This window comes from Vreelandella venusta, assembly GCF_015689495.1.
Lineage (GTDB): Bacteria > Pseudomonadota > Gammaproteobacteria > Pseudomonadales > Halomonadaceae > Vreelandella > Vreelandella venusta.
Map to the genome: position 1 here is coordinate 1,883,192 of NZ_CP065135.1, position 26,146 is coordinate 1,909,337.

The following is a 26,146-nucleotide window of genomic DNA, read 5'->3' on the forward strand; positions in this document are numbered from 1 at the left end:
TGACGTGTTAGAGGTCATTTCAGTGTGACCCATGCAGGGGAAGAGCAGCCGCTCTTCCCCTGTTTTTTTGTCACCTTCAACATGCCAGCCATCTTTAGAGATGGAAAACGCTTAATTCGGAGTGAATCGGATGGACCATCTTCCTACTCTGGTGTCAGAGGCTCGCGATGCTATTCATGCGGCGCAAAGTGTCTCTGCTCTAGATGAGTTGCGCGTACGTTACTTGGGTAAAAAAGGCGAAGTGACGGCCTTGTTGAAAGGCTTAGGCAAGCTATCAGCAGAAGAGCGTCCTGCCGCCGGTGAGCAAATTAATCAGGCGAAGCAGACCCTGGCAGCTGAAATTGATGCAAAACGTCAGCAGCTTGAAAGTGAAGCGCTTAACGCTCGCTTGGCCGCTGAAAAAATTGACGTAACACTGCCTGGTCGCGGCCAAGAGAATGGCGGTCTACATCCCGTCACTCGTACGCTTGAGCGTATTGAAGGTTTGTTTACTAGAATTGGTTACGATGTGGCGGTAGGGCCAGAAATTGAAGATGACTATCATAATTTCGAAGCGCTAAATATACCCGCTCACCACCCCGCGCGTGGGATGGCAGATACTTTCTATTTCGATGCTACGCGCTTGTTACGTACTCACACATCGCCAGTTCAAGTGCGTACTATGAAAAGTAGTGAGCCACCGATCCGTATTGTTTGCCCTGGTCGTGTCTACCGTAGTGATTCAGATCTCACCCACACTCCAATGTTTCATCAAGTGGAAGGTCTGTTGGTTGATGAAGGTGTGAGCTTTGCAGATCTTAAGGGCACTATCGAGGATTTTCTCCAGGCGTTTTTTGAGCGCGATGATCTGTCAGTGCGCTTCCGCCCCTCTTACTTTCCATTCACTGAGCCTTCCGCTGAGGTCGACATTCAGTGCGTGATGTGTAGCGGTGCTGGTTGTCGTGTCTGCTCTCATAGCGGCTGGTTAGAGATTATGGGCTGTGGGATGGTGCATCCCGAGGTGTTTAGGCACTCAGGTATTGATGCTGAGCGCTACACAGGGTTTGCGTTTGGTATGGGTGCCGAGCGGCTTGCGATGCTGCGCTACGGCGTCAATGACCTACGTCTGTTCTTTGAGAACGATCTGCGTTTTCTTCGCCAATTTACCTAAGACCGCTGCCAACGACGGGAATCAATATGAAATTTTCAGAACAGTGGCTGCGTGACTGGGTGGCTCCGCAGCTTGATACACAGGCAATTGCTGATCAAATTACTATGGCAGGCCTTGAAGTCGATGCTATCGAGGCTGTTGCGTCTGCGTTTAGTGGCGTAGTGGTAGCGGAAGTGCTGACTAAAGAGAAGCACCCAGATGCTGATAAGCTCAACGTATGTACCGTCAATGATGGTACCGGCGAGCCTGTTCAGGTTGTTTGTGGTGCTGCCAATGTCGATGTTGGTCAAAAAATTCCGTTTGCTCAGGTGGGAGGTGTTCTGCCGGGCGACTTTAAAATCAAAAAAGCCAAATTGCGTGGTGTTGAGTCACGCGGAATGATTTGCTCGGCTTCAGAGCTAGGCCTTGAGGAAGAGACGTCACCAGGTATTTTTGTGCTGCCTGCCTCTGCGCCGGTAGGTCTATGTTTTCGCGAGTACATGCAGCTCGATGACATGACCATTGAAGTTGATCTCACGCCGAATCGTGGTGATTGCCTGAGTATTAAAGGGCTGGCTCGAGAGGTTGGGGTGCTCAATCGTCTTCCGGTGAGTGGGCCTGAGATTGTAGCCATTGAAGCCAGTATTGACGATACTTTCCCAGTGCGTATTAAAGCGCCGGAGCAGTGCCCGCGCTACCTGGGTCGCATTATTAGAGGGGTGGATGTTGGCGTCGAAACCCCGCTGTGGATGGTAGAGCGCCTCCGGCGTAGCGGTGTTCGTTCCATTGACCCTGTCGTTGATGTGACTAACTACGTGATGTTAGAGCTTGGTCAGCCGTTGCATGCGTTTGATCGTGACAATCTTCACGGCGGTATTACCGTTCGCTTGGCGCGTAATGAAGAGCGGCTGACTTTGTTGGACGGTCAGGAAGTAGCGCTAAGACCTGAGACACTGGTTATTGCTGATGATGAAGGTCCGCTAGCAATGGCGGGCATTATGGGGGGCGAGAACTCAGGGGTAAGTAAGAAGACCGATACGATTTTCTTGGAATCTGCCTATTTTACGCCGCTGGCTATTGCAGGTCAGGCGCGTTCTTACGGTCTTCATACAGATGCATCGCACCGTTTTGAACGCGGCGTTGATCCGGCGCTTGCCAGTGTAGCGATTGAACGTGCCACTCAGCTTCTAATGGAGATATGTGGTGGTCAGGCTGGGCCTGTTACTGAGTCGTCCAGTGGTGAGCACCTACCAGCTCCGCGTAATATTGTATTGCGCGAGGCGCGTTTAGAGAGTGCGCTATCGAAGCGGCTGCCCACTGACGATGTGACTGACATCCTGCAGCGTCTAGGGCTGGCGGTAGAGAAGCAGGCAGATGGCTGGTTAGTCACAGCGCCTAGCTGGCGATTTGACGTGTCGATCGAAGAGGATCTCATAGAAGAGATTGCCAGGGTCCATGGTTACAACAACTTGCCAGTTCGACGCCCAGCGGCGCGTTTGGCACTGCGCCCGGCAAACGAGGCGGTGCTAACTCAAGCTCGGCTGCGTAACCAAATGGTTGCTCGTGGTTTTCAGGAAGCGGTGACTTATAGCTTTGTTGCGCCTGATCTCCAAGCGGTGATGTTGCCAGACGCTATTTCGCCAGTGTTGGCGAATCCGATTTCATCAGATCTATCGGTAATGCGGGCTAGTTTGTTCCCAGGCTTAGTGCGTGCACTTGAGCATAACCTGAACCGTCAGCAAGCCCGGGTCAGGCTGTTTGAAACTGGCTTGGTATTTAATGGTCATTTGGACAACCTTTCACAGGTCCCGATGATGGGGGCGCTAGTGTGCGGAGGTCGTGAGGCTGAAGGTTGGTGCGGGGCTAAAGCCCAAGTCGATTTTTACGACCTAAAAGGCGACTTAGAAAGCTTGCTGGCGCTTGGTGGCGCGCTTGATGCTTGGCGTTTTGAGCCAGGTGAGCATCCTTCGCTCCACCCTGGGCAAACAGCGAAGCTGTTGCATAATGGTCAGCCTGCCGGTTGGATTGGCACCTTGCATCCTCAGGTACGAGCCAAGCTAGGGCTGAAAGTTGATGCCGTTATGTTTGAGGTTCGCTTAGATGCGCTGAGCGAAGGGCTTATCCCGGCCTTTGAGCCGCTGTCACGCTATCCAGAAGTTCGTCGTGACTTGGCTTTCACTGTGAAGACGGAGGTGCCGGTTCAAGCGCTGCTTGACTGTGCAAAAGCGCAAGCTGGCGACTACTTAAAGGATATTAAGCTATTTGATGTCTATGCTGGTAAGGGGGTGGCGGATGGTCACAAGAGTATTGCATTGGGCTTGACGTGGCAGCACGGATCGCGCACGCTAAATGATGATGAAATCAACCTGTTGGTAGATTCCATCGTATCGCAAGTGCGAGCAGAATTAGATGCTGAGCTACGTGGATAGGATTTGTAGGTAGGTGTGAAGGACTGTTACGTGAATAATTAATAATGCCATGACACGACGCTTATCACGTTCTTGGCAATGCGTTTGCTACATGGAGGGGGCCTTATGGGTGCGTTGACCAAAGCAGAGCTAGCAGAACATTTACACACGGAGCTCGCGCTGTCGAAGCGAGAAGCAAAAGCCATGGTTGAGGCTTTTTTTGAAGAAATCCGTGCCTGTTTACGCGAAAACGAGCAGGTTAAGCTATCGGGTTTCGGCAATTTCGATTTGCGTGATAAGCGCGAAAGACCGGGGCGTAACCCCAAGACAGGTGAAGAAATTCCCATTTCTGCACGGCGAGTTGTCACTTTTCGTCCCGGTCAAAAACTCAAGCAACAGGTAGAGCGCTATACAAGTAGCTAACTTACGTGTGGTGGGAGTTAAGGCGCATTGGTTCGGTGACTTAATGTATCGAGCGGTTGCGTTGAACTGATGTGCAGAATGGTAATAAATGAAAAGGAGTACCTTCTGGTGCTCCTTTTTAATTTTGGACTAAAGCCCACGTCCTTCAAGGAGCCAAGTGATCACTACCTTAAGGATATAACCCAGCATGCCAGCACCTAGAACGATAAAAAGCATGATAGTGCCAAACTTTCCTGCGTTGGATTTCTTGGCTAAGTCCCAAATAATAAAGCACATAAACACGATTAAGCCGCCGATCATAACCGGTGTTATCCATGCCTCAAAAAGCTGCTGCATAAGATTTCCTACTGAGTGATTGATAGCGCCTTATGAGAAGGCGTGTGTCGTTTTTGCGAGTCGTGTTAATATTTGACCAAATTCATCGGGTATTTGTCGACTGAACAAAGCGCAGTGCGACACTATTGCAGAGGAGTAGGCCATGCCAACGCTAACGATTCTAGTCGGTACGATGTACGGTGGCGCGCTAGATGTCGCAGAGCAAGTAAAGCCGTTGTTTGAGCAGGCTGGCTACAGCGTTGCTATTTCTGAGCAGCCGACGATAGACGATTTGACCAATAGCCAGGATCTTACGCTGTTTTGTGTATCAACCACGGGCAGTGGAGATTATCCGGGAAATTTTGTTGCTTTTGTGCGCGGGCTACAGGAAAAAAGCCCCTCGCTTACATCGTTGCGTTATGGGTTGATTGCGCTGGGCGATAGCTCCTACGGAGACACGTTCTGTGGGGCGGGAAGAGCGCTCGACGCATTATTAGCAGATCACGGCGCAACGCGCTTAGGTGAGCGGCTAGAGGTGGATGCAATGGAGACCTTTATGGCAGATGACGCCGCTATTCCGTGGGTGGAAGAGTGGATTGAGTCTCAACAGCTGAAGGTTGCTTAATCATGCAGCGAGTCCCTTTTTCTCCAGAACGTATTAGCGTTGCCGTCGGACTTTGCATTGTGATGTTGGCCGCAATACCTCGTTACATGGTAGAAGGGCATGAGACACGCCAGACATTGTTGCTTGTTGCGCTAGTCATTGTGGTAGGGGCTGCTGCTGTACAGTGGAAAATGCTGTCGGTTGAGGCACGAAAAGCGCTGCCGAAATTATGCCAGCGCTTGCTGCTTATGCTGCTAATGGGTGCCTTAGTGATGGGGGCATGGCACGGTCTGTTTACCGACTGGATTAGCTGGCAAGTGTTTATTTCCCACGCAGCAACCTGCGGTTTGCTATTTCATGCTGTTTCTTTGTGGTGGGTAAAGCGCGATTAAAAGCCTCCATTTTAGAAATGATAATCAGGCTACAAGGCTTCGTGTAACGTTTAAAAATAATTTTGACTGCATTATGGTCAAAAAACGACCTAAAATGGTCGTTTTGCTAGTGATTACCCTTGTATTTGTGGGTTATGCCCCCATCTTGCGAGCATGGCGCTTGCCACGATGCGCTAGGGTTCTTAAAATTGCCCCCTTGTACTTATTTTACGCAATCAACATAACGCCCAGCCGCTAGAGGACAATTCATGCAAGTTTCCGTCGAGACGACCTCCCAGATCGAACGCCGTATCACTATTCAGGTGCCGGCCGCCGAAATCGACGAGGCCGTCAGCGCTCGCTTAGTAGACACTGCGAAAAACGTTCGCCTGAATGGTTTTCGCCAAGGCCGAGTGCCGATGGCTGTAGTTCGTCAGCGCTATGGCGACAGCGTGCGCAATGAAGTGGTAGGTGAAGTGATGCGTGAGCGCTACGTGCGTGCCATCACGGAAGAAGGCCTTAATCCTGCTGGTTTTCCCCAGATTGAGCCAAAAGTAAACCAAACTGGCAAAGACCTAGAGTTTGTGGCAGTTATGGAAATCTACCCGCAGGTTGAGCTTGCGTCTATCGAAGGCACTGAGGTTGAGCGTCCAGTAGTGACGGTCAGCGATGCTGATGTCGACGAAATGATCGATACACTGCGTAAGCAAAATGCTGCATGGGAAGAAGTAGACGCCGCCGCTGCTGATGGCGATCAAGTGACTATCGACTTCCAGGGCTTCCTGGGTGATGAGCCGTTTGAAGGTGGAAGTGCTGAGGGCCATGCTTTAGTTATTGGCTCTAACAGCTTCATCCCAGGCTTTGAAGAGCAGTTGATCGGTGCGAAGGCAGGTGATGAGAAAACCATTACTGTTACCTTCCCTGAAGATTACCAAGCCGAGCACCTAGCAGGCCAAGAAGCCACCTTTAAAGTCACTGTCCATAAAGTCAGTAGCCAAACGCTGCCGGCCGTAGACGCTGAGTTTATTGCGCGCTTTGGTGTTGAAGATGGCGATGAAGAAAAATTCCGCGCTGAAATCAAAAAGAACATGACGCGTGAAGCGGCCCAGGCGGTGGATAACCGTGTTAAGCAGCAAGTATTAGACGCGCTGAAAAAAGCGAACGATATTCCTGTGCCAAGCGCGCTTGTTCAGCAAGAAACTGACGGTATGAAGCGTCAGGCAGCACAGCAGTTCGGTCTGGGCGAGGACTTCGATGTCAGCCAGCTACCGAATGAGCTCTTTGAAGCGCAAGCAAAAGGCCGCGTCCAAGTAGGACTGCTGCTTGCCGAGGTTATCAAGGCGAATGAGCTGGACGCTGATGATGATGCAATTAAAGCTAAGGTTGAAGAGCTGGCAGAGCAGTATCAGGATCCTTCCGAAGTAGTTGAATACTACATGGGTAATGAGCAGCTCAAAACCCAGGTGAAGTCTGCCATCCTAGAAGAGAAGGCTGTTGATAAGCTGCTGGAGCAGACGAACGTTAAAGACGTTGAAATGTCATACCAGCAGGCACTGGCCGCGGCTCAGCAACAGGCCGAGCAAGATGAAGATGTTGAAGAAAGCGAGCAAGCTAGCGCCTAACTTCATCGCGTGGCGCACCCGCTGTGGGTGCGCTTTCCCTTACCGGACGCAAGGAATCACGAATGAGTGAGTTTGATATTCAAAACGCCGGCGGTTTAGTGCCCATGGTGGTTGAGCAGAGCGCCAAAGGGGAAAGAGCCTATGACATCTACTCACGCCTGCTAAAAGAGCGTGTTATTTTCCTGGTTGGACCAGTTGAAGATTACATGGCGAATTTAGTGGTAGCACAGCTGCTGTTTCTTGAGTCAGAGAACCCTGATAAAGATATTCACCTTTACATCAATTCGCCAGGTGGATCTGTTACCGCAGGTATGTCTATCTATGACACCATGCAATTTATTAAGCCTGACGTATCGACCGTATGTATTGGTCAAGCGGCTAGCATGGGGGCATTGTTACTGACAGCAGGCGCAGCAGGTAAGCGTTATTGTTTGCCTAATTCCCGTGTGATGATTCACCAGCCGCTGGGTGGCTACCAAGGCCAAGCGTCTGATATCGAGATTCACACCCGTGAGATTTTAGGTATTCGTGAAAAACTGAACCAGATTTTAGCCCATCATACAGGTCAAGAACTTGATACTGTTGCTCGGGATACTGACCGTGACAACTTTATGAGCGCCACTAAAGCCCAAGAGTATGGCTTGATTGACGCAGTGCTGGATAAGCGGCCTACATCCTGATAGCGTGGTAGGATTCTGCTTTTCTAACGAGCTTTTCCGGCGGCGTAAGCCGCCGCAGTGATAGAGGTACGCGAATGGCCGACGGCAAAGGCAAGGACGAAGGTGGCAAGCTTTTATACTGCTCGTTTTGTGGTAAAAATCAAAACGAAGTACGTAAGCTAATTGCAGGCCCGTCCGTATATATCTGCGATGAGTGTGTCGACTTATGTAATGACATCATTCGCGAAGAAGTTCTCGAAGCCGATGCCGAGAGCGATGAGGAGCGTTTACCTACGCCTCGCGAAATACGTCATACGTTAGACGACTATGTCATCGGACAAGATCGCGCCAAAATGGTGCTATCCGTAGCGGTTTATAACCACTACAAGCGTCTTAAGACGGAAGTGCGTGAAGGCGATGTAGAGCTAGGTAAATCAAATATTCTGCTTATTGGTCCTACTGGTAGTGGTAAAACACTGTTGGCGGAAACCATGGCGCGGCTATTGAATGTACCTTTTACCATTGCCGATGCCACTACGCTGACAGAAGCAGGTTATGTGGGTGAAGATGTTGAAAACATCATCCAAAAGCTTCTGCAGAAGTGTGATTACGACGTCGAAAAGGCTGAGCGAGGCATTGTTTATATCGATGAAATCGATAAGATTTCGCGAAAGTCTGATAACCCTTCCATCACGCGCGATGTGTCGGGTGAGGGTGTCCAGCAGGCACTGCTCAAGTTAATTGAAGGCACAACGGCATCCGTGCCGCCGCAGGGTGGTCGTAAACATCCCCAGCAAGAGTTTGTTCAGGTCAATACGGCCAACATGCTGTTTATTGTGGGTGGTGCTTTTGCGGGTCTTGATAAAGTTATCCGTGACCGTGCTGAGAAAGGTGGCATTGGCTTCAATGCCAGCGTGAAGAGCAAAGAGTCTTCGCGCGGTGTCGGTGAATTATTGGCCGACGTAGAACCCGATGATTTAGTGAAATTTGGTTTAATTCCTGAGTTCGTTGGACGTCTGCCCGTGATTGCGACGCTCACTGAGCTAAATGAAGATGCGTTGGTGCAGATCTTAACTGAGCCTAAAAACTCGCTGGTTAAGCAGTACGCCAAGCTCTTTGAAATGGAAGATGTGACGCTTGAGTTTAGAGACGAAGCGTTGCGTGCAGTGGCTAGTAAGGCAATGGAACGTAAAACGGGCGCGCGAGGCCTGCGATCGATCCTTGAGTCTGTGCTGCTAGACACCATGTATGAGATTCCTTCGCTTGAAGGTGTTAGCAAAGTGGTGATTGATAGTTCAGTGATTGCTGGTGAGAGTGAGCCGCTACTGATCTATTCGCAGCAGGAAGATGCTCGTGTTGATGGCACCGACGGTTAGTCCTGACGTGCGCGCCACGGCCTAGCTTTTACCGCTTGCGCCAAACCAAGGGGTCGCCTAGGCGGCCCCTTGTTATTCATAAGTTACTAATGAAATGTTTGCCTAGCTGCTCAGCGCCCTAGCGCCATGCTTTTCATACTGTGAGGTACTTGGCTAAGTACCCTTTCAAGTACTCATCCGATTTTGAGGAACGTCTGCGATGCAGCAGAACGCCGATCAGACACAATGTCTACCCCTGTTGCCTTTGCGGGATGTGGTTGTGTACCCGCAAATGGTTATTCCACTTTTTGTTGGTCGTGAGAAGTCCATCCAAGCGTTGGAAGCGGCGATGGAGGCCGACAAGCGTGTGCTGCTGGTGGCTCAGCGTGAGGCCTCCCAGGATGAGCCCGACAACGCTGATCTTTATGCCATGGGCACCGTGGCCGATATCATGCAGCTGCTAAAATTGCCTGATGGCACTGTAAAAGTGCTGATTGAGGGTAATTTTCGTGCTGATGTTATTGATATTGAAGAGCACGAGACGGGTTACACCCAAGCTCACTTGGTGCCTCGCGAGAGCGAGCCGCTAACCAGTCGTGAACAGGAGGCGCTGGTACGTGTGCTGCTCAATCAATTTGAGCAATACGTCAAGCTGTCCAAAAAGGTGCCCAACGAGGTGCTCAATTCGCTTTCTGGAATTGAGGATCCTAGTCGGTTGGTTGATACCATCTGTGCGCATTTGTCATTAAAAATAGGCGACAAGCAAGAGTTGCTCGAAATGGATCGCGTACGTGATCGCATTGAGCACTTAATGGCGCTGATTGAGTCCGAAATTGATTTGCTGCAGGTTGAGAAGCGCATCCGCTCGCGTGTCAAAGAGCAGATGGAAAAGACCCAGCGTGAGTATTACCTCAATGAGCAGATGAAAGCCATCCAGAAAGAGATGGGTGAGCTGGATAATGTGCCGAACGAGGCTGAAAAATACGAGCAAGCCATCGCATCATCTGGAATGCCTAAAGAAGCGGCTGAAAAAGCGACTCAAGAGCTTAGTAAGCTGAAAATGATGGCCGCTAACTCAGCTGAAGCTACCGTGGTTCGCTCGTACTTAGACTGGCTAATAGCCGTCCCCTGGAAGAAGCGTACCCGTGTCAAGCACGACTTAGTGAAAGCTCAGGAAGTGCTGGACCAAGATCACTACGGTTTAGAAGAAGTTAAGGCGCGCATCCTCGAGTATCTTGCAGTACAAAAGCGCGTACGCAAGATGAAAGGGCCTGTATTATGCTTGGTGGGCCCGCCGGGTGTGGGTAAAACTTCTCTTGGTCAATCTATCGCGCGGGCCACGAATCGTAAATATGTTCGCCTTGCGTTAGGTGGTGTACGTGATGAGTCTGAAATTCGCGGTCATCGCCGCACCTACATTGGTTCGTTGCCGGGTAAACTAATCCAGCGGATGAGCCGTGCTGGCGTTAAGAATCCACTGTTTTTATTGGATGAAGTCGATAAGCTGGGTATGGATCATCGCGGTGACCCTGCATCAGCGCTGCTAGAGGTACTTGATCCTGAGCAAAACAATAGCTTTAGTGATCACTACCTTGAGCTGGACTACGATCTATCGGAAACGCTATTCATCTGTACTGCTAACTCAATGAATATTCCTGGTCCGCTCTTGGATCGTATGGAAATAATTCGCTTGCCGGGTTACACCGAAGATGAAAAATTAGCGATCGCTAGGCGTTATTTGTTGCCGAAGCAACAGGAAGCGAATGGCCTCAAATCCGAAGAGCTAGCCCTCAATGATGATGCTCTGCTAGAACTAGTGCGCTATTACACTCGGGAAGCGGGGGTGCGCGAGCTGGAGCGCCAGATCGCTAAAGTGTGCCGCAAGGTGCTGCGTGAGCGTTTAGAAGCCGAGCAGACAACGGGCGATAAGCAGGGCAGTCATTTACAGGCTCAACAAGAGCTGACAGCTGAAGATATTGAAGCCTATGCCGGTGTGCGCCGTTATAGCTACGGGTTGGCTGAGCAGGAAGATCAAGTAGGTCGGGTGACGGGGCTTGCGTGGACATCGGTTGGCGGCGAATTGCTGAATATCGAGTCGGTTGTGACACCCGGCAAAGGACGCGTTAACAAAACCGGCTCGCTGGGCGATGTTATGAAAGAGTCAGTGAGTGCGGCGCAAACGGTCGTTAAGGCACGTGCAAAAGAGTATGGCATTGATCCTCAACGGTTTGAGAATGAAGACTTGCACATTCACGTTCCGGAGGGCGCTACGCCCAAGGACGGCCCAAGTGCAGGTATCGCCATGGTAACCGCTATTGTCTCTGCCTATACTCAACGCCCTGTGCATTGTGATGTGGCCATGACAGGCGAAGTGAACCTACGTGGCGAAGTGATGCCTATTGGGGGGCTAAAGGAGAAATTGCTGGCAGCCCGTCGCGGTGGTATAAAGACGGTCCTAATTCCTGAGGAAAATCGTCGCGACCTCAAGGAAGTGCCAGAAAATATCAAAGGGGCACTTGATATCCGCCCCGTACAGTGGATAGATGAAGTACTGGCCGTAGCGTTACATAATGATCCAATCGACGAGAGTGTCTCGTTGAAAGGTTCTGATCCGGCTTTTAATTCAACCGTCGTAACGAGTACCCATTAAGCGTTAATGCTCCGCTGAGTTTTAACAGTACTTAATAGTTTTGCCCAAGACCTTGAGTTGCGGGCATTTCTCGGCACTGTCGCTTGACAGGGGTTTCAAGGCATTGCTATAAAACACAGCTATGCTTTGAAGTTGCATCTAACGGTGGCAGTGCCGTTCAGAGCCATTTTTTTGAAACAGTTAAGGGGTGAAGTGTGAATAAGTCCGAGCTGATTGAAGCTATTGCCGCGTCTGCTGATATTCCTAAAGCAGCGGCAACCCGCGCATTGGATGCCATGGTGGAGTCTGTCACCGATAGCCTCAAAAAAGGCGAAAGTGTTTCACTGGTAGGTTTTGGTACTTTCGCAATTAAAGAGCGTGCTGCTCGTACTGGCCGTAACCCGCAGACTGGCCAGCCGATTGAAATTAGCGCTGCAAAAGTCCCCAGCTTCAAAGCCGGTAAAGCGCTGAAAGACGCCGTCAACTAATTGGCTCGCGTTTGCTGTAAGCTAATGGGCGCATCGCATTCGCGATGCGCCCATGTTTTTTTCTGGCCCGATAGTTAGGGCGATAGATAGCTGTGATGATCTGAGGCTAGCATGCTGCAAAGTATTCGAGATGGCTCCAGAAGCTGGGGTGCCAAAATAATTATCGGTGTCATGGTCGCTGCCATGGCGCTTTTTGGCGTGGAGTCGCTATTTAGTATCTTTGGCGATGACCCTAATGAGGTGGCGAGCGTTAACGGCGAACCTATCATGCGTCAGCAGGTTGAGCTTGAAGTACAACGTGCGCTTCGCTCTGGACAAGTGCCACCAGAGCAAGAGCGGGCGCTGCGTAATGACGTTCTTGACCAGCTAATAACTCAGCAACTGCTAACGGGGTATGCTGAAGACGGTGGTGTGTTTGTTTCTGATGCCCAACTAGATCAAATGATTGTTGGTTTGCCAGAGTTTCATGATCAAGATGGTCGGTTCTCAGCTGAAATATTCCGCAATCGCCTTGCCGGTGCCGGATATACTCCTGTGGCGTTTCGTGAAGAGCTGCGTGCTGATATTAAACGTCAGCACTTGCAACAAGGCCTTGCGTTTAGCGACTTTAGTTTGGAAAACGAGCAGGAGCGTTTAGCTGAGCTGCAGCGCCAGCAGCGCAGTTTTCGCTATGTTTTATTAGATACCGATGATGTGACTGTAGAGGCGGATGTTACTGACGCACAAATGCAGGCATATTTCGATGCAAACCAGGCGCGTTTTGAACGTCCTGAGCAGGTACGCGTTGAGTATGTGCTAGTTGATCGTCAAGCCATGGCAGAAAATGTTGAGGTTGATGAGCAGAGCTTGCGCGATGCGTGGCGCGAGCAGAATCGCAATGCCGATCGACGTGTCTCGCACATTATGGTGACGTTTGGTGAAGAGCGCAGCCGTCAAGAAGCAGAAGCACGCGCTAATGAGGCGTTAGATGCTTTGAGTCGTGGCGATTCTTTCGCTGATACTGCTGTGCGTTATTCGGATGATACGGCGAGTGCTGAGGAAGGCGGCGACTTAGGGGTGATTAGTCGTGGTTTCTTTGGTGATGCCTTTGATGAAGCTGCTTTTGCTCTAGATGAGGGTGAAACCTCTCAACTGGTGGAAATGGATGGTGCGTTTCATATCCTTCAGGTAACCGAGCTGGTAGTCCCCGACTTTGAAGAGCAGCGTGAAGCGCTTCGGCAAGATGTTGCTCTGCGTGAAGTTAGTGATGAGTTCAATCAGCAAGTTCAGCGCTTAATTGATGAGAGTTTTGCTGCTGATGATCTACAAAGCGTTGCGGATGACCTCGGTCTAACGCTAAATCAAACTGACTGGCTAGCACGCGGTGAAGGTGAAGGTGTGCTTTCAGAGCCAGGAGTGCTGGATGAGGCCTTTAGTGCTGATGTGCTAGAAGAGGGCTATAACAGCGAAGTGATCGAGCTTGATGATGATCGTCGCTTGGTGCTGCGTGTTGCGGAACACCGCGAAACGACTCAACTCACGTTAGACGATGTGCGTGACGAAGTCGCTAATGCTGTAGTGGCTCAACAGCGCCAAGAAGCGCTGGAGCAAGAAGCGGCTCGTATGATTGAAGCGGTGGAAGCGGGCGAGGCCAGCGATATTGATTGGCGTGAGGCTAACAATATCTCGCGTCAGTCTGACGGTGTGCTTCCCCAGGCAGTAGTGCAACAGGTGTTTCGTATGCCGCGTCCGCAGGAGGGTGATAGCGTTTACCGTTCTGTGTCATTGCCGGAAGGTGTTGCCGTCGTAGCGCTGGATAGCGTATCGGTAGGCGAAGTTGACGAGCAGCTTACCTCCTTTGTTGCACAAATGGCCGAGCAGCTTCGCGCACAGTCTATCATTCAGGGCTTAGTAGACGATCTGCGTAGTGATGCGAAGATTGAGCGGTAATTAGCGCGTTTTTATCAACCTAAAAGCCGGCCAATTAATTTGGCCGGCTTTTTTGATGGTGCAACGCTAGATGTCAGGGTGGGTTGGCTAAGGTGAATTGGCGCAGAATAGGCATCGCGTCATGCTCTGCCGTGCGTTCAACGACGATATCCCAGCCATGGTGAGTATCCCAATCACCGAGAACAAAACGTTTTGCAGGAACGTCCTCAACCGTCAGGTCATGTACCTTTGGCCGATGGGTGTGGCCGTGGATCATGGTGGTGACACCTGAGTGTGCCATTAGTGCCACCACTTCTTCATGGGTCACGTCCATGATCGCTTCCGCTTTGCTCGCATTGGCATCGCCCGACTGCATGCGCAGACTCTTGGCAAGCTCTAATCGCTGATCAAGGGGTAAGGATAGGATTTGCGTTTGCCACTGAGGATCTCTCGATTGTTGGCGGAACGCCATGTAAGCCTCGTCTCTAGTGCAAAGGCTATCGCCATGCAGAATAACGACAGGCACTCCTTGGAGTTCCACCGTTTGACTTTCGGGTAGCAGAGAGGCTTGACTCTCACTGATGAAGCGCTCGCCAATCAGAAAGTCGCGATTGCCGTGCAGGAAATAAATGGCGGTTCCGTTACTGCTTAGTTTGCGTAACCGTCTAATCACTTCCCAGGCGATGTCGCTAAGAGGATGCGGTGTGTCAAGGAGATCATCACCGATCCAGGCGTCAAACAGGTCGCCTAGAATATACAGGGCATCAGCCCCGGTAGCAGTGTGCTCTAAGTAGCGATAAAACCCCTGATTGATTTCAGGGGTGTCACTGCTTAGATGCATATCAGCTATCAGCAGAGTGCGCATAGAACTCCCGTAATTAGTCGGCTTCTTTTACATATGCGCGCTCAATAATGACATCGTCTGCGGGCACATCGGCGTGCATGCCACGGCGTGTGGTGCTGACACCACGGATGGCGTCTACTACGTCCATGCCATCGACAACCTCGCCAAACACGGCGTAGCCCCAGCCTTGAAGACTTTTACCACTATGATTCAAGAAACTATTGTTACCAACGTTGATAAAGAACTGGGCTGTGGCAGAGTGAGGGTCTTGAGTGCGTGCCATCGCCAGTGTGCCAACCGTGTTTTGTAAGCCATTGTCGGCTTCGTTCTCGATCGGATCGCGGGTTGGCTTTTGGTTAAAATCTTGATCGAAGCCACCGCCCTGAACCATAAAGCCATCGATCACACGGTGGAACAAAGTGCCATCATAAAAACCATCGCGGACATATTGCTCAAAGTTGGCGGCGGTTTTCGGCGCTTTTTCATGATTAAGCGCAATAGTGATGTCACCGTGGTTGGTCTGTAATACGATCATAGATAAATTCCTGTTCAATAAAGGCGTTCGCCTTGGCGCTGTGCATCGGCGTCACGTTATAATAGCGGTTTTGCTTGGCACCGCGAAGCGCAAACCCTAATAGCTTAGGCATTGGTTGCCTAGCTCGCCATCCACCATGAGGTTATCAACACCACCATGACCAACGAGACCACCCCAGCGCCGAACTTCATTCGCAACCAAGTACGCGACGAAATAGAGGGCGGCCAGGTCACCAAAATTGTGACGCGCTTTCCTCCTGAACCTAATGGCTTTTTACATATCGGTCATGCAAAGTCGATCTGTTTAAACTTCGGGTTGGCAGAGCAGCTAGGTGGTGAGTGTCATCTGCGCTTTGACGACACCAACCCGGCGAAGGAAGAACAGGCGTATATCGACGCCATTAAAGAGGACGTCAGCTGGTTAGGCTTTAACTGGGCAGGCCCAGTTCGCTTTGCTTCTGATTATTTCGATCAGCTTTATGCGTGGGCACAACATCTTATTCGCGAGAGCAAAGCTTACGTTGATGATCTTTCTCCAGATGAAATTCGCGAATACCGTGGCACACTCACGGCACCGGGTAAGCCAAGTCCTTACCGCGAGCGCAGCGTTGACGAAAACCTAGATTTGCTGGAACGCATGCGTAACGGCGAGTTTGGCGAAGGCGAAAAAGTACTGCGTGCAAAAATTGATATGGCGTCGCCCAATATCAATCTTCGCGACCCGATCCTTTACCGGATTCGCCATGCCAGCCACCATCAAACAGGTGACAAGTGGAAAATCTACCCGTCGTACGATTTTACCCATGGCCAGTCTGACGCCATCGAAGGCATTACCCATTCAATCTGTACGCTGGAGTTTGAAGACCACCGCCCGCTGTACGAGTGGTTTTTGAATAATTTGCCGGTTCCCGCCAAGCCGCGCCAAATCGAGTTTGCTCGACTGAATCTGGATTACACCCTCACTTCCAAGCGCAAGCTGAAACTGCTGGTTGACGAGCAGATTGTCGATGGCTGGGATGACCCGCGTATGCCAACCATTTCAGGCATGCGTCGCCGTGGCTATACGCCAGCCTCCATTCGTAAGTTCTGTGAGATGATTGGTGTTACGCGCGCTGATGGGGGCTTGGTGGATATTGCCATGCTAACCCATGCGATTCGTTCTGATCTTGAGGACAATGCGCCGCGGGCAATGTGTGTATTGAAACCCCTTAAGGTGGTGCTGACCAACGTTTCTGAAGATCATGAAGAAGTTTATGACGTGCCAGGGCACCCTGCACGAGAAGATATGGCGGTGCGCAAGGTGCCGTTTAGTCGCGAGCTGTATATCGATCAAGACGACTTCATGGAAGATGCACCCAAAAAGTTTTTCCGTTTAGCGCCCGGCAAAGAAGTCCGCCTGCGTAACAGTTACGTGATTCGTTGTGATGACATTGTTAAGAACGAAGCCGGTGACGTGACGGAACTGCACTGTTCGGTGGATTTCGATACGCTAGGTAAAAACCCTGAAGGTCGTAAGGTGAAAGGCGTGATTCACTGGGTGAGTGCTGCCCATGGTGTGCCGATGGAAGTGCGCTTGTATGACAATTTATTTACGGTTGAACAGCCGGACCGTGACAAAGATGTCGACTTCCTTGAACACCTGAACCCCGACTCCTTGACGGTATGCCACGCTATTGGCGAGCCCAGCTTGGCGGATGCTGTTCCAGAAGACCGCTTCCAGTTTGAGCGGGTGGGCTATTTCTGCGCTGACCGTCATGCTTCTAAGCCAGGGCAGCTGGTGTTTAATCGTACCGTTGGGTTGAAAGATAGCTGGGCGAAAATCAAACAGAAGGGCTAAGGAATCGTCATATGCACATTTATAATACGCTGACACGCCGCAAAGAACCGTTTACCCCGCTAGTGGCGGGTAAAGTCAGTATGTATGTCTGCGGCATGACGGTGTATGACTACTGTCACCTTGGCCACGCGCGGGTCATGGTAGCCTTCGATGTGATAACCCGCTATCTGCGTTATCGCGGTTATGATGTTACTTATGTCCGTAACATCACCGACATTGACGATAAAATTCTCAAGCGTGCGGAAGAGAATAACGAGTCGATCAGTGCACTCACCGAACGCATGATTCAGGCAATGCATGAAGACGAAGCACGTCTTGGGGTATTGCCCCCAAGCCATGAGCCTCGGGCGACAGGTCATATTGATGACATTGTTGCCATGGTTGAGACGCTGATTAAAAAAGGCTTTGCTTATGCTGCTGCCAATGGTGATGTGTATTATCGGGTACGCAAGTTCGCTGATTACGGCAAGCTAAATAATCGTCAACTTGATGATATGCGTTCTGGTGCCCGGGTCGAGGTTGATGTCCATAAAGAAGACCCGCTTGATTTTGTGCTTTGGAAAGCCGCTAAACCGGGCGAAGCACACTGGCACTCTCCTTGGGGCAATGGCCGTCCTGGGTGGCACATTGAATGCTCAGCAATGTCAACGTGCTGCTTAGGCGATACCTTCGATATTCATGGTGGTGGTCCTGATCTTACGTTTCCTCACCATGAAAACGAAATTGCCCAATCAGAGGCAGCGACTGGTAAAACCTACGTCAACACCTGGATGCATGCCGGGGCTGTGCGGGTTAATCAGGAAAAAATGTCAAAATCGCTGGGTAACTTTTTTACCATCCGTGATGTGTTGGCCGAGCATGATCCGGAAGTTGTGCGTTTCTTGCTAGTGGCTAGCCACTACCGTAGCCCTATTAATTACTCGGTAGACTCTCTCCATGAGGCCCGCAAATCGCTGACGCGTTTTTATACAGCGTTAGAAGGGGTGGAAGTATCGTCTCACGGTGGCGCAGATGAGGAAGGTTATGCCGAGCGTTTCACTATGGCGATGGATGACGACTTTAATTCGCCTGAGGCGTTAGCGGTATTATTCGATCTAGCGCGGGATCTCAATCGCGCTAAGAGCGAGTCGCCAGAAAGAGCGCAGCGGTTAGCCGCGGAATTAACCCGTCTAGCAGGTGTGCTAGGGCTTTTGCAGCAAGATCCTCAGACCTTTTTGAAAGGTAATCAGCAGCAGGTAGCACTGAGCGAGGCTGAGATTGAAGCCAAAATAGCCCAGCGTAAAGACGCTAAAGCGAATAAAGATTTTGCACAGGCAGATGCTATTCGTGATGAACTAGCGAGTTTGGGAATTATCCTAAAGGATTCCCGTGAGGGAACAACCTGGGTGATTGAAGCGCCTTAAGCGTGATCGATGTTGAGGGTGATTAAAGAAGGGCATCGAATAGAAACGTTGTAGATGTCAGGCGTCATTAACATGGCGTCTGGCGTCAACGCCGTTGGCTCTTATACTCAGATGGGACCTTCAAAACGCAAAATAATAGGATGACCACTATGCGCTTTACCCTAAAACCGACCATCGTCGCCTGCTTATCAGCCATTACTTTTTCGACTGCTTACGCCAGTGACCCTGTTGTCATTTCCTCCAAAATCGACACAGAAGGGGCCGTGCTGGGTGAGCTGATTATTCAAGCGCTAGAGCGTGGCGGTGTGCCTACAGAAGATCGCCTACAACTAGGTGGCACCAGCGTTGTGCGTAGTGCGCTTGAAGCGGGAGAGATTGATCTTTATCCCGAATATACCGGTAACGGTGCTTTTTTCTTTGATATGACTGACAGCCCCGTCTGGAATAGTGCAGAGGATGCCTACCAGACCGTTAAACAGCGTGATGCGGAGCGGGGGCTGATATGGCTGAAGCCTGCTAGCGCTAATAACACTTGGGCCATGAGTATTCGTGAAGACGTGGCAACGGCCAACGGCTTAACGACCCTTGATGATCTTGCCGCTTATGTTAACGAAGGCGGCGAGTTTAAGTTCGCAGCGAGTGCAGAATTTGTAGAGTCCGCTCAGGCCTTGCCTGCATTCCAGGATGCTTACGGTTTTGAGCTTAGCGATGATCAGTTGCTGGTGCTGTCCGGTGGTAACACGGCGGCGACTATGCGAGCGGCTGCTCAACAAACAAGCGGTGTTAATGGTGCCATGACCTACGGCACCGATGGCGGTTTAAGTGCGCTTGGGCTGGTTGTTTTAGAAGATATCAAGGGGGTTCAGCCGGTGTATCAGCCATCGCCAGTTGTGCGTGCTGAGGTGCTGGAGGCTTACCCTGAAATCGAGACGCTACTCAACGACGTATTTGTAACGCTTGATCTTGTGACGTTGCAAACGCTGAACGCAGATGTCGCGGTAAATGGTTTCTCTCCCGATCAAGTCGCAAGCGACTATCTTGATAGCCTGGATGACTAATGAATGTCACAGATAGACGCCTCGCCATCGCTACCCCGTCAATATGGGCATTTAAACTCCGTATTGATCTGTTTAAGTGCCGTTATGTTAGGGGCTTCTTGGCTTCTGAGTCTTGTTAGTGTCGCACCTAATAGGATTGTCGCGGGTACCTACTACGGCTTAGTAGCTGCGATCGGGTGGCCCGGTGCGCTGCTTGTTTCTTTGTTGTTTATCGCTATGGGTGGCTTGGCTGTAAGGCCAAGCCGCCTTCATTATTACGCCCAACTGTGTATCGTTACCCTGATCCTGTTATTGATGCCTTTCGGGCTTATGGTGGCCGGACACTGGCTGATTGACCCCTCTCTGCCACAAGCGCGTTTAGGTATTGGTGCTGCCTATTGGGTCGTGCTTTTTTTACTTTTATTGTGCTTAGTGGAAGTGCGTTTACGTTTGCAGCTGTCGCGCTTATGGACAGCTCTATTGCTCAGCAGCGTGGGGGTAGCGTGGCTGCTTTGTGCCGCCTTATGGCTTGAAAATTTAGCCCTTGTTCAGGAGTTTCAAGCGCGCGACCAGCAATTTTATCGTGCCATGCTGCAACATGTGGTGCTGGTCGGCATAGCGGTGAGCGTTAGTATCGTAGTTGGTTTAGTGCTCGCTATGTTAATGCGACGTTACCAACGTCTACAACGAATAGCGTTTGCATGGCTGAATTTCCTGCAAACGATTCCGAGCTTGGCTCTGTTTGGTCTACTGCTGGCTCCGCTTGCTTGGCTCGCTGCTAACGTACCTGTTTTAGCGCAGTTAGGGGTTAGCGGTATTGGCGCCACCCCCGCATTGATGGCGCTCATTGCCTATAGCCTGTTACCCATGGTGCGCAATACTTATATTGCGCTTGATGAAGTTGACCCTGAAACCTTAGATGCTGCTAAGGCGATGGGCATGCGTCCGTATCAGCGCTTCTGGCAGGTAAGATTTCCGTTGGCGCTGCCAATACTATTAGAAGGTGTGCGAATTACCGCTGTTCAAGCGATTGGTTTAACGGCCGTTGCTGCATTGATTGGGGCAGGTGGGCTTGGCACGTTTATTTTTCAGGGGTTGGGCCAAGCGGCTATGGACATGGTGTTGCTTGGCGCGCTACCTATTTTAGTCTTGGCACTTATTGTAGATGCTAGTTTGGGGGCATTAGCCGACGCGCTTCGCCCCGGGGGACATAAATGATAGAGCTTTCCCATGTGTCGAAGCACTTTGGCGAAGACACAGCGGTAGACGACATATCCTTACACGTCGCGAAAGGAAAGTTCTGTGCGCTGGTAGGGTCATCAGGCTGCGGAAAATCGACGACGTTACGTATGATAAATCGTTTGATTGAGCATAGTAGCGGCGACATTATCATCGACGGACAGGCAATAGGCCACTATGACCCGGTTAAGCTTCGCCGCCGCATCGGCTATGCGATCCAGAGTACCGGCCTGTTTCCCCATTGGACGGTAGCGCACAACATTGGGCTGGTACCGCGTTTGTTAAAATGGCCTGCCGCTGATGTTAAAGCACGCGTAGAAGAGTTAATGCGTCTATTAGGCCTTCCCACGGAAGAGTTTGCCCATAAGTATCCTCACCAGCTCTCTGGCGGCCAGGCGCAGCGGGTAGGCGTTGCGCGCGCATTGGCGGCAGATCCTGATATTTTGCTGATGGATGAGCCTTTTGGAGCGCTAGACCCTATTACTCGAGAAAAGCTTCAAGACGAGCTGGCAAAGCTTCAGGCGCGGCTGCATAAAACCGTGGTGTTCGTGACTCACGATATGGATGAAGCGCTCAAGCTGGCGGATCATTTAGTCGTTATGCGCGAAGGACGAATTGTTCAGCAAGGGGCTCCGCTAGCGCTGCTTCAAGCCCCCGCCGATCCATTTGTTGAGTCGCTATTGGGAGGATTGGAGCGTGGTTTAAAGCAAGCTGCTTTAACACGCGTGAAGGATCACATGTCATCGCTTGGGCAGACGCTGCCTGCTCAGTCGCGCATTCCGGGGGATTTTTCACTGCGCCAGGCGCTTTCAATGATGCTGCGTGACCACTGCGACAGGCTGACGGTTGTCGACCAGCATGATATGCCGATGGGCGAGTTATCGCTGCGCAAAGTGGTCAAAGAGGCCCAGTTAGACAAGGTGAGTCACCGTGACGCGTGATCGTAACCGTGGTGAATCATCGATTGCAGTCGGTCCGCGTTGGCTATGGCCTTTTGGTTGGGCGCTTTTGCTGCTGATCGGGGTATTGGGTATCCCGGCGTTAGAGCCCGCATTTCGTTGGCTTGAGCCAGACGCCCGTCAGGTGATTTATTCCCGCGCTGATTTTGCTGCTCTGCTGGCAAGGCACGTGTTTGTTGTTGGCATCGCAGCTGTCATTACGATATGTGTAGGCGTATTGGCCGGCATCGCAGTCACTCGTCAATGGGGGCGAGACTTCTTACCCCTAGCGGGGCAGTTGGCCTCTCTGGGTCAGACATTTCCTCCTGTGGCAGTGCTTGCCCTGGCGGTTCCTGTGTTGGGTTTTGGAACATTGCCGATTATCGTGGCGCTAATGCTCTATGGCTTATTGCCGATTGTGCGAAACACACTTGCCGGGCTGCAAGATGTAGATACGAGTCTTAAACAGGCGGCGTTTGCCATGGGGATGACCCCTTGGCAGGTGTTAACTCGCGTTGAGCTGCCATTGGCCACACCGGTGATTCTGGCCGGTATCCGAACATCGGTAACTATTAATATTGCCACAGCGGCTATAGGGGCAACGGTAGGTGCCAGTAACTTAGGTGACCCGATCATAGCCGGTATCGTGAATGGCAATATGGCGTATGTTTTACAAGGTGCGCTGTTGATCGCGTTACTCGCGTTGACCGTCGATAGTCTATTTAATGCGTTGCAGCAACAGCTGCGCAATCGTCTATCTGCGTCTTAAGTTGTATCCCTAAAAGTAGCAGACTGCGTTACTGTCCTTATGTTGAGTTGATCGAGGTGACACTAACCTCGACAAGATTGACCTATGCTAGATAAATCCACTGGTAAAAACGGTCAACACCAACAACAATGCCCTCAAAAGGGGTAATACAAGGATAATAAGCATGACAAACTACGTACATCAGCCGCGCTTTATGACCGGCGACGAATTCTCAATGGCTACCTTCAGCCTGCTTGACCCTGAGGGCGAGCTTTACGAAGGTGCGCTAGAGCCAGACCTACCGCGTGATCATGCCAGACGGCTCTATCAAGCCATGCTGGCCACCCGTATCCTAGATGAGCGCATGATGGCCGCCCAACGCCAAGGGCGGCTCAGTTTTTATATGCAAAGCACGGGTGAAGAAGCCGCCGTTGTTGGCGCCGCTGCTGCGCTAGACGATGCCGATATGATCATGGCGCAGTACCGCGAGCAAGGCGCCTTAATGTATCGCGGGTTCTCCATTGATGAGTTTATGAATCAGCTATTTGGCAACGAGCTTGACTACGGTAAAGGCCGCCAAATGCCGATTCATTATGGGTCGCGCAAGCTGCACTACATGACCATCTCATCTCCGCTTGCAACGCAAATCCCCCAGGCGACAGGCTATGCATACGGCCAGAAATTAGCCGGTGATGGGCACTGCACCTTAACGTTTTTCGGAGAGGGTGCCGCATCAGAAGGTGATTTTCACGCCGCGCTGAATATGGCCTCAGTTCACCAAGTACCGGTGATTTTTTTCTGCCGCAACAATGGCTATGCCATTTCAACACCATCAACCGAGCAGTTTGCAGCGGATGGCATTGCCCCCAGGGCATTTGGCTATCATATGCATGTGATACGCGTTGACGGAAACGACGCACTGGCGGTTTATGAAGCGACACGTCAAGCGCGTCAGATTGCCATTGAACAGAACAAGCCCGTGCTGATTGAAGCCATGTCTTACCGTCTTGCTGCTCACTCCTCTTCAGACGACCCTTCTGGCTATCGTGCCAAGAGTGAAGAAGAAGCATGGCGGTTAAAAGATCCCATACTGCGCATGCAGAAATGGCTGTTGAAAAAAGGCTGGTGGAGCGAGGAAGAGGAAACCAGCCAACAGGAAACGCTGCGTCGCGAAGTGCTGGATACCATGAAACGGGCAGAAAAGCGTTCGTCCCCACCGCTAGAGTCGCTGATCACTGATGTCTATGCCGATATCACCCCTGAGTTACAGCGTCAATTTGACCAGCTTAAGCGCCATATTCGCCGCTATCCAGAGGCCTACCCGCGTGGAGCGCGGTCGCTAGACCTTGAGGTGAATACGTCCACAGATTCCCAGGGGGAGGCATAACATGCCCACAATGAACATGCTCCAGGCGATCAACAATGCGCTTGATATCGCCATGGCTGAAGATGACAAAGTTATCTGTTTTGGTGAAGATGTTGGCGTTTTTGGTGGTGTATTCCGTGCTACCAGCCATTTACAGGAAAAGTATGGTAAAGCACGCTGCTTTAACACGCCGTTGGTAGAACAAGGCATTGTTGGTTTTGCCAATGGGTTGGCCGCTCAAGGTTCAGTGCCCGTTGCTGAAATACAGTTTGCCGACTACATCTTTCCCGCCTTTGACCAAATCGTTAATGAGTCTGCGAAATTCCGCTACCGCTCAGGGGATTTATTCAATGTGGGAGGGTTAACCATCCGTACGCCCTATGGCGGCGGTATCGCGGGCGGGCTCTATCATTCGCAATCACCAGAGGCTTACTTTACACATACGCCTGGCTTGAAAGTCGTTGTACCGCGCAACCCCTACCAAGCGAAAGGGCTACTGCTCGCTTCCATTCGCGATCCAGATCCAGTGCTTTTTTTAGAACCTAAGCGTCTCTATCGTGCATCGGTGGGTGACGTGCCCCAAGAAGATTACCAGCTTCCGATTGGTGAAGCGGAGGTCATTAAAGAGGGCACTGATATAACGCTGGTGGGCTGGGGCGCACAGATGGAAGTCATCGGCAAAGCCGTTGAACTTGCTGAAGAGCAGGGCATTGCCTGTGAAGTGATTGATTTGCGTACGTTGTTGCCATGGGACGCGGATACTGTCGTTGAGTCTGTCCTAAAAACAGGACGTTTGATCGTCAGCCATGAAGCGCCGTTAACAGGTGGCTTTGCCGGTGAGATCGCCGCAACGATTCAAGAGCGCTGTTTTCTCTATTTGGAATCGCCGATTGCTCGGGTAACGGGGCTAGATACACCTTTCCCACTAGTGCTGGAAAAAGAGTATTTGCCCGACCATCTGAAAATTTTTGAAGCAATTCGCGAAAGCGTTAACTTTTAACGCCAGGGAGAAAAATAATGAGCGATTTCATGCTGCCGGATATCGGCGAAGGCATTGTTGAATGTGAAGTGGTGGAGTGGCGCGTTGCGGAAGGTGACCGGATTGAGGAAGATCAGCCAATTGTCGAGGTGATGACCGATAAAGCGTTAGTGGAAATTACCGCTTCTGAAACAGGCGTTATCACCAAACTTTATGTTGCCCAAGGAAAAATTGCCAAAGTACACGCGCCGCTTTATGCCTACCAAGCAGAAAATGACACGCAAGAAGCCGGTGCGACGGAACAGGCTAACGAACCTCAATCGCCTGCCGCTGATGCTGACAGTGGTTCAGCCAAGGCGGTTGAACCAGCCGCGGTGGCAACCGGTACCAACGCGAGTACAAGCAGCGGCAAAATACCTGCCAGCCCAGCCGTGCGGCGTCTTGTTCGTGAACACCAACTTGAGTTAGCTGCCATTGCTGGCAGTGGTAAAGATGGCCGGGTATTAAAAGAAGACGTGCTGGCGCACCTGAATCAGCCTTCTACTGCACCTAGTCAAGCACCATCAAAAGCAACCCAAGAAGCACAGTTGCCTCGCGTCGAGCCGCTTCGCGGTGTGCGCGCGGTAATGGCAAAAAGAATGGTTGAGGCCGCCAGCTCCATTCCGCATTTTCACTATGGTGAAGAGATCGATGTGACCGATCTGCTGGCGCTGCGCGAGCGACTAAAGCCCCGGGTAGAGGCGCTTGGTGAGCGGCTAACCCTTATGCCCTTTTTCATGAAAGCTATGGCGCTGGCGGTTACTGAGACACCGATCATCAATGCTCAGCTAAACGCGGAAGCCAACGAGTTGCACTACTACGAACAGTGCAATATTGGCATGGCGGTGGATAGCAAAGCCGGTTTGCTGGTGCCCAATGTGAAAGGTGTTGAGCGTTTAACGCTGCTAGACATTGCTCGTGAAGTGGGGCGTTTAACCATTGCGGCCCGAGAAGGGCGTGTTGATCAGGCTGATCTCAAAGGTGGCACCATTAGTATTTCTAACATTGGTGCGTTGGGCGGAACCTATGCCGCGCCGATTATCAATGCGCCAGAAGCGGCAATAGTGGCGATTGGTAAAACCCAATGGTTGCCGCGCTTCGACGAGCAAGGCGACGTTCAGCGGCGAGCCATTATGACCATCACCTGGGCAGGTGATCATCGCTTTATTGATGGCGGTACTATCGCTAGGTTCTGCAATGCCTGGAAAGGCTACTTGGAAGCGCCTGAAACCATGCTGCTGCACTTGGGTTAAGGTTGCTAGGCATTGCAT

At 51.2% G+C, this 26,146-nt stretch carries 23 protein-coding genes; 20 read left to right on the forward strand and 3 right to left on the reverse strand.

Translation table 11 applies throughout. The annotated features are described in order from the left end of the window. Window positions 1–130: 130 nt before the first annotated feature. The 3 genes from pheS to IR195_RS08920 all read left to right on the forward strand — a co-directional run bounded on the left by pheS (window position 131) and on the right by IR195_RS08920 (window position 3,960). Window positions 131–1,150 (forward strand): phenylalanine--tRNA ligase subunit alpha, encoded by a 1,020-nt coding sequence (gene pheS, locus IR195_RS08910; protein WP_125747597.1) that lies wholly within the window; start codon window positions 131–133, stop codon window positions 1,148–1,150. Window positions 1,151–1,176: 26 nt separating this feature from the next. Continuing rightward, on the forward strand, window positions 1,177–3,558 hold the full coding sequence (gene pheT / locus IR195_RS08915) for a phenylalanine--tRNA ligase subunit beta (protein ID WP_206049484.1): 2,382 nt from the start codon (window positions 1,177–1,179) through the stop codon (window positions 3,556–3,558). 105 nt (window positions 3,559–3,663) lie between these two features. Continuing rightward, on the forward strand, window positions 3,664–3,960 hold the full coding sequence (locus tag IR195_RS08920) for an integration host factor subunit alpha (RefSeq protein WP_009724294.1): 297 nt from the start codon (window positions 3,664–3,666) through the stop codon (window positions 3,958–3,960). Between the two features lie 129 nt (window positions 3,961–4,089). Here IR195_RS08920 and IR195_RS08925 read toward each other — a convergent pair whose 3' ends face one another. Further along, on the reverse strand, window positions 4,090–4,296 hold the full coding sequence (locus tag IR195_RS08925) for a DUF2788 domain-containing protein (RefSeq protein ID WP_125747601.1): 207 nt from the start codon (window positions 4,294–4,296) through the stop codon (window positions 4,090–4,092). A gap of 142 nt (window positions 4,297–4,438) precedes the next feature. On the opposite strand from IR195_RS08925, the gene IR195_RS08930 reads away from it, so the two are divergent. The 8 genes from IR195_RS08930 (at window position 4,439) to IR195_RS08965 (ending at window position 13,932) form a co-directional block, all read left to right on the forward strand. After that, window positions 4,439–4,900 (forward strand): flavodoxin domain-containing protein, encoded by a 462-nt coding sequence (locus IR195_RS08930; RefSeq protein WP_125747603.1) that lies wholly within the window; start codon window positions 4,439–4,441, stop codon window positions 4,898–4,900. A gap of 2 nt (window positions 4,901–4,902) precedes the next feature. Continuing rightward, window positions 4,903–5,271, forward strand: a complete 369-nt coding sequence (locus tag IR195_RS08935; protein ID WP_125747605.1) for a hypothetical protein — start codon at window positions 4,903–4,905, stop codon at window positions 5,269–5,271. 248 nt (window positions 5,272–5,519) lie between these two features. Continuing rightward, window positions 5,520–6,872 carry a trigger factor gene (gene tig / locus IR195_RS08940; RefSeq protein WP_125747607.1) on the forward strand — a complete coding sequence of 451 codons (1,353 nt, stop codon included), beginning with the start codon at window positions 5,520–5,522 and terminating at the stop codon, window positions 6,870–6,872. Window positions 6,873–6,934: 62 nt separating this feature from the next. Further along, window positions 6,935–7,552 carry an ATP-dependent Clp endopeptidase proteolytic subunit ClpP gene (gene clpP, locus IR195_RS08945; RefSeq protein ID WP_089038315.1) on the forward strand — a complete coding sequence of 206 codons (618 nt, stop codon included), beginning with the start codon at window positions 6,935–6,937 and terminating at the stop codon, window positions 7,550–7,552. 74 nt (window positions 7,553–7,626) lie between these two features. Further along, window positions 7,627–8,907: an ATP-dependent Clp protease ATP-binding subunit ClpX gene (gene clpX / locus IR195_RS08950; protein ID WP_125747609.1), complete on the forward strand. Its 1,281-nt coding sequence runs from the start codon at window positions 7,627–7,629 to the stop codon at window positions 8,905–8,907. A 199-nt stretch (window positions 8,908–9,106) separates the two neighbouring features. After that, window positions 9,107–11,536, forward strand: a complete 2,430-nt coding sequence (gene lon / locus IR195_RS08955) for an endopeptidase La (protein WP_125747610.1) — start codon at window positions 9,107–9,109, stop codon at window positions 11,534–11,536. 194 nt (window positions 11,537–11,730) lie between these two features. After that, window positions 11,731–12,003, forward strand: coding sequence for an HU family DNA-binding protein (locus IR195_RS08960; RefSeq protein WP_009724302.1), 273 nt, complete (start codon window positions 11,731–11,733; stop codon window positions 12,001–12,003). A gap of 111 nt (window positions 12,004–12,114) precedes the next feature. Next, window positions 12,115–13,932, forward strand: a complete 1,818-nt coding sequence (locus IR195_RS08965; protein ID WP_206049491.1) for a SurA N-terminal domain-containing protein — start codon at window positions 12,115–12,117, stop codon at window positions 13,930–13,932. Window positions 13,933–14,005: 73 nt separating this feature from the next. On the opposite strand, the gene IR195_RS08970 is transcribed toward IR195_RS08965, so the two are convergent. Together IR195_RS08970 and IR195_RS08975 are read right to left on the reverse strand one after the other, a co-directional pair. After that, the gene (locus IR195_RS08970) at window positions 14,006–14,776 is read right to left on the reverse strand and encodes a UDP-2,3-diacylglucosamine diphosphatase (protein ID WP_206049493.1); all 771 of its coding nucleotides are present in this window, start codon (window positions 14,774–14,776) and stop codon (window positions 14,006–14,008) included. Window positions 14,777–14,789: 13 nt separating this feature from the next. Beyond that, window positions 14,790–15,290: a peptidylprolyl isomerase gene (locus IR195_RS08975; RefSeq protein ID WP_038483952.1), complete on the reverse strand. Its 501-nt coding sequence runs from the start codon at window positions 15,288–15,290 to the stop codon at window positions 14,790–14,792. Window positions 15,291–15,446: 156 nt separating this feature from the next. On the opposite strand from IR195_RS08975, the gene IR195_RS08980 reads away from it, so the two are divergent. From IR195_RS08980 to IR195_RS09020, 9 genes are all read left to right on the forward strand, one after another. Next, window positions 15,447–17,126: a glutamine--tRNA ligase/YqeY domain fusion protein gene (locus IR195_RS08980; protein ID WP_206049495.1), complete on the forward strand. Its 1,680-nt coding sequence runs from the start codon at window positions 15,447–15,449 to the stop codon at window positions 17,124–17,126. 11 nt (window positions 17,127–17,137) lie between these two features. Beyond that, a complete protein-coding gene (cysS, locus tag IR195_RS08985) occupies window positions 17,138–18,529 on the forward strand; it encodes a cysteine--tRNA ligase (RefSeq protein ID WP_206049497.1) in 1,392 nt (463 codons plus the stop codon). 149 nt (window positions 18,530–18,678) lie between these two features. Then, window positions 18,679–19,587 carry a glycine betaine ABC transporter substrate-binding protein OsmF gene (gene osmF, locus IR195_RS08990; protein ID WP_206049505.1) on the forward strand — a complete coding sequence of 303 codons (909 nt, stop codon included), beginning with the start codon at window positions 18,679–18,681 and terminating at the stop codon, window positions 19,585–19,587. Between the two features lie 3 nt (window positions 19,588–19,590). Further along, window positions 19,591–20,784, forward strand: a complete 1,194-nt coding sequence (locus IR195_RS08995; RefSeq protein ID WP_206049507.1) for an ABC transporter permease — start codon at window positions 19,591–19,593, stop codon at window positions 20,782–20,784. Next, a complete protein-coding gene (locus IR195_RS09000; protein WP_125747624.1) occupies window positions 20,781–21,746 on the forward strand; it encodes an ABC transporter ATP-binding protein in 966 nt (321 codons plus the stop codon). Before IR195_RS08995 ends, IR195_RS09000 begins: the two co-directional genes overlap by 4 nt. Beyond that, window positions 21,736–22,512, forward strand: a complete 777-nt coding sequence (locus tag IR195_RS09005; RefSeq protein WP_422823839.1) for an ABC transporter permease — start codon at window positions 21,736–21,738, stop codon at window positions 22,510–22,512. The genes IR195_RS09000 and IR195_RS09005 overlap by 11 nt, the downstream gene beginning before the upstream one ends. 163 nt (window positions 22,513–22,675) lie before the next feature. Then, window positions 22,676–23,878 (forward strand): thiamine pyrophosphate-dependent dehydrogenase E1 component subunit alpha, encoded by a 1,203-nt coding sequence (locus IR195_RS09010; RefSeq protein ID WP_206049509.1) that lies wholly within the window; start codon window positions 22,676–22,678, stop codon window positions 23,876–23,878. Between the two features lies 1 nt (window position 23,879). After that, complete coding sequence (locus IR195_RS09015) at window positions 23,880–24,857, forward strand: alpha-ketoacid dehydrogenase subunit beta (RefSeq protein WP_125747630.1); 978 nt, start codon at window positions 23,880–23,882, stop codon at window positions 24,855–24,857. 17 nt (window positions 24,858–24,874) lie between these two features. Beyond that, window positions 24,875–26,128 (forward strand): 2-oxo acid dehydrogenase subunit E2, encoded by a 1,254-nt coding sequence (locus IR195_RS09020; protein ID WP_206049512.1) that lies wholly within the window; start codon window positions 24,875–24,877, stop codon window positions 26,126–26,128. Window positions 26,129–26,146 lie beyond the last annotated feature (18 nt).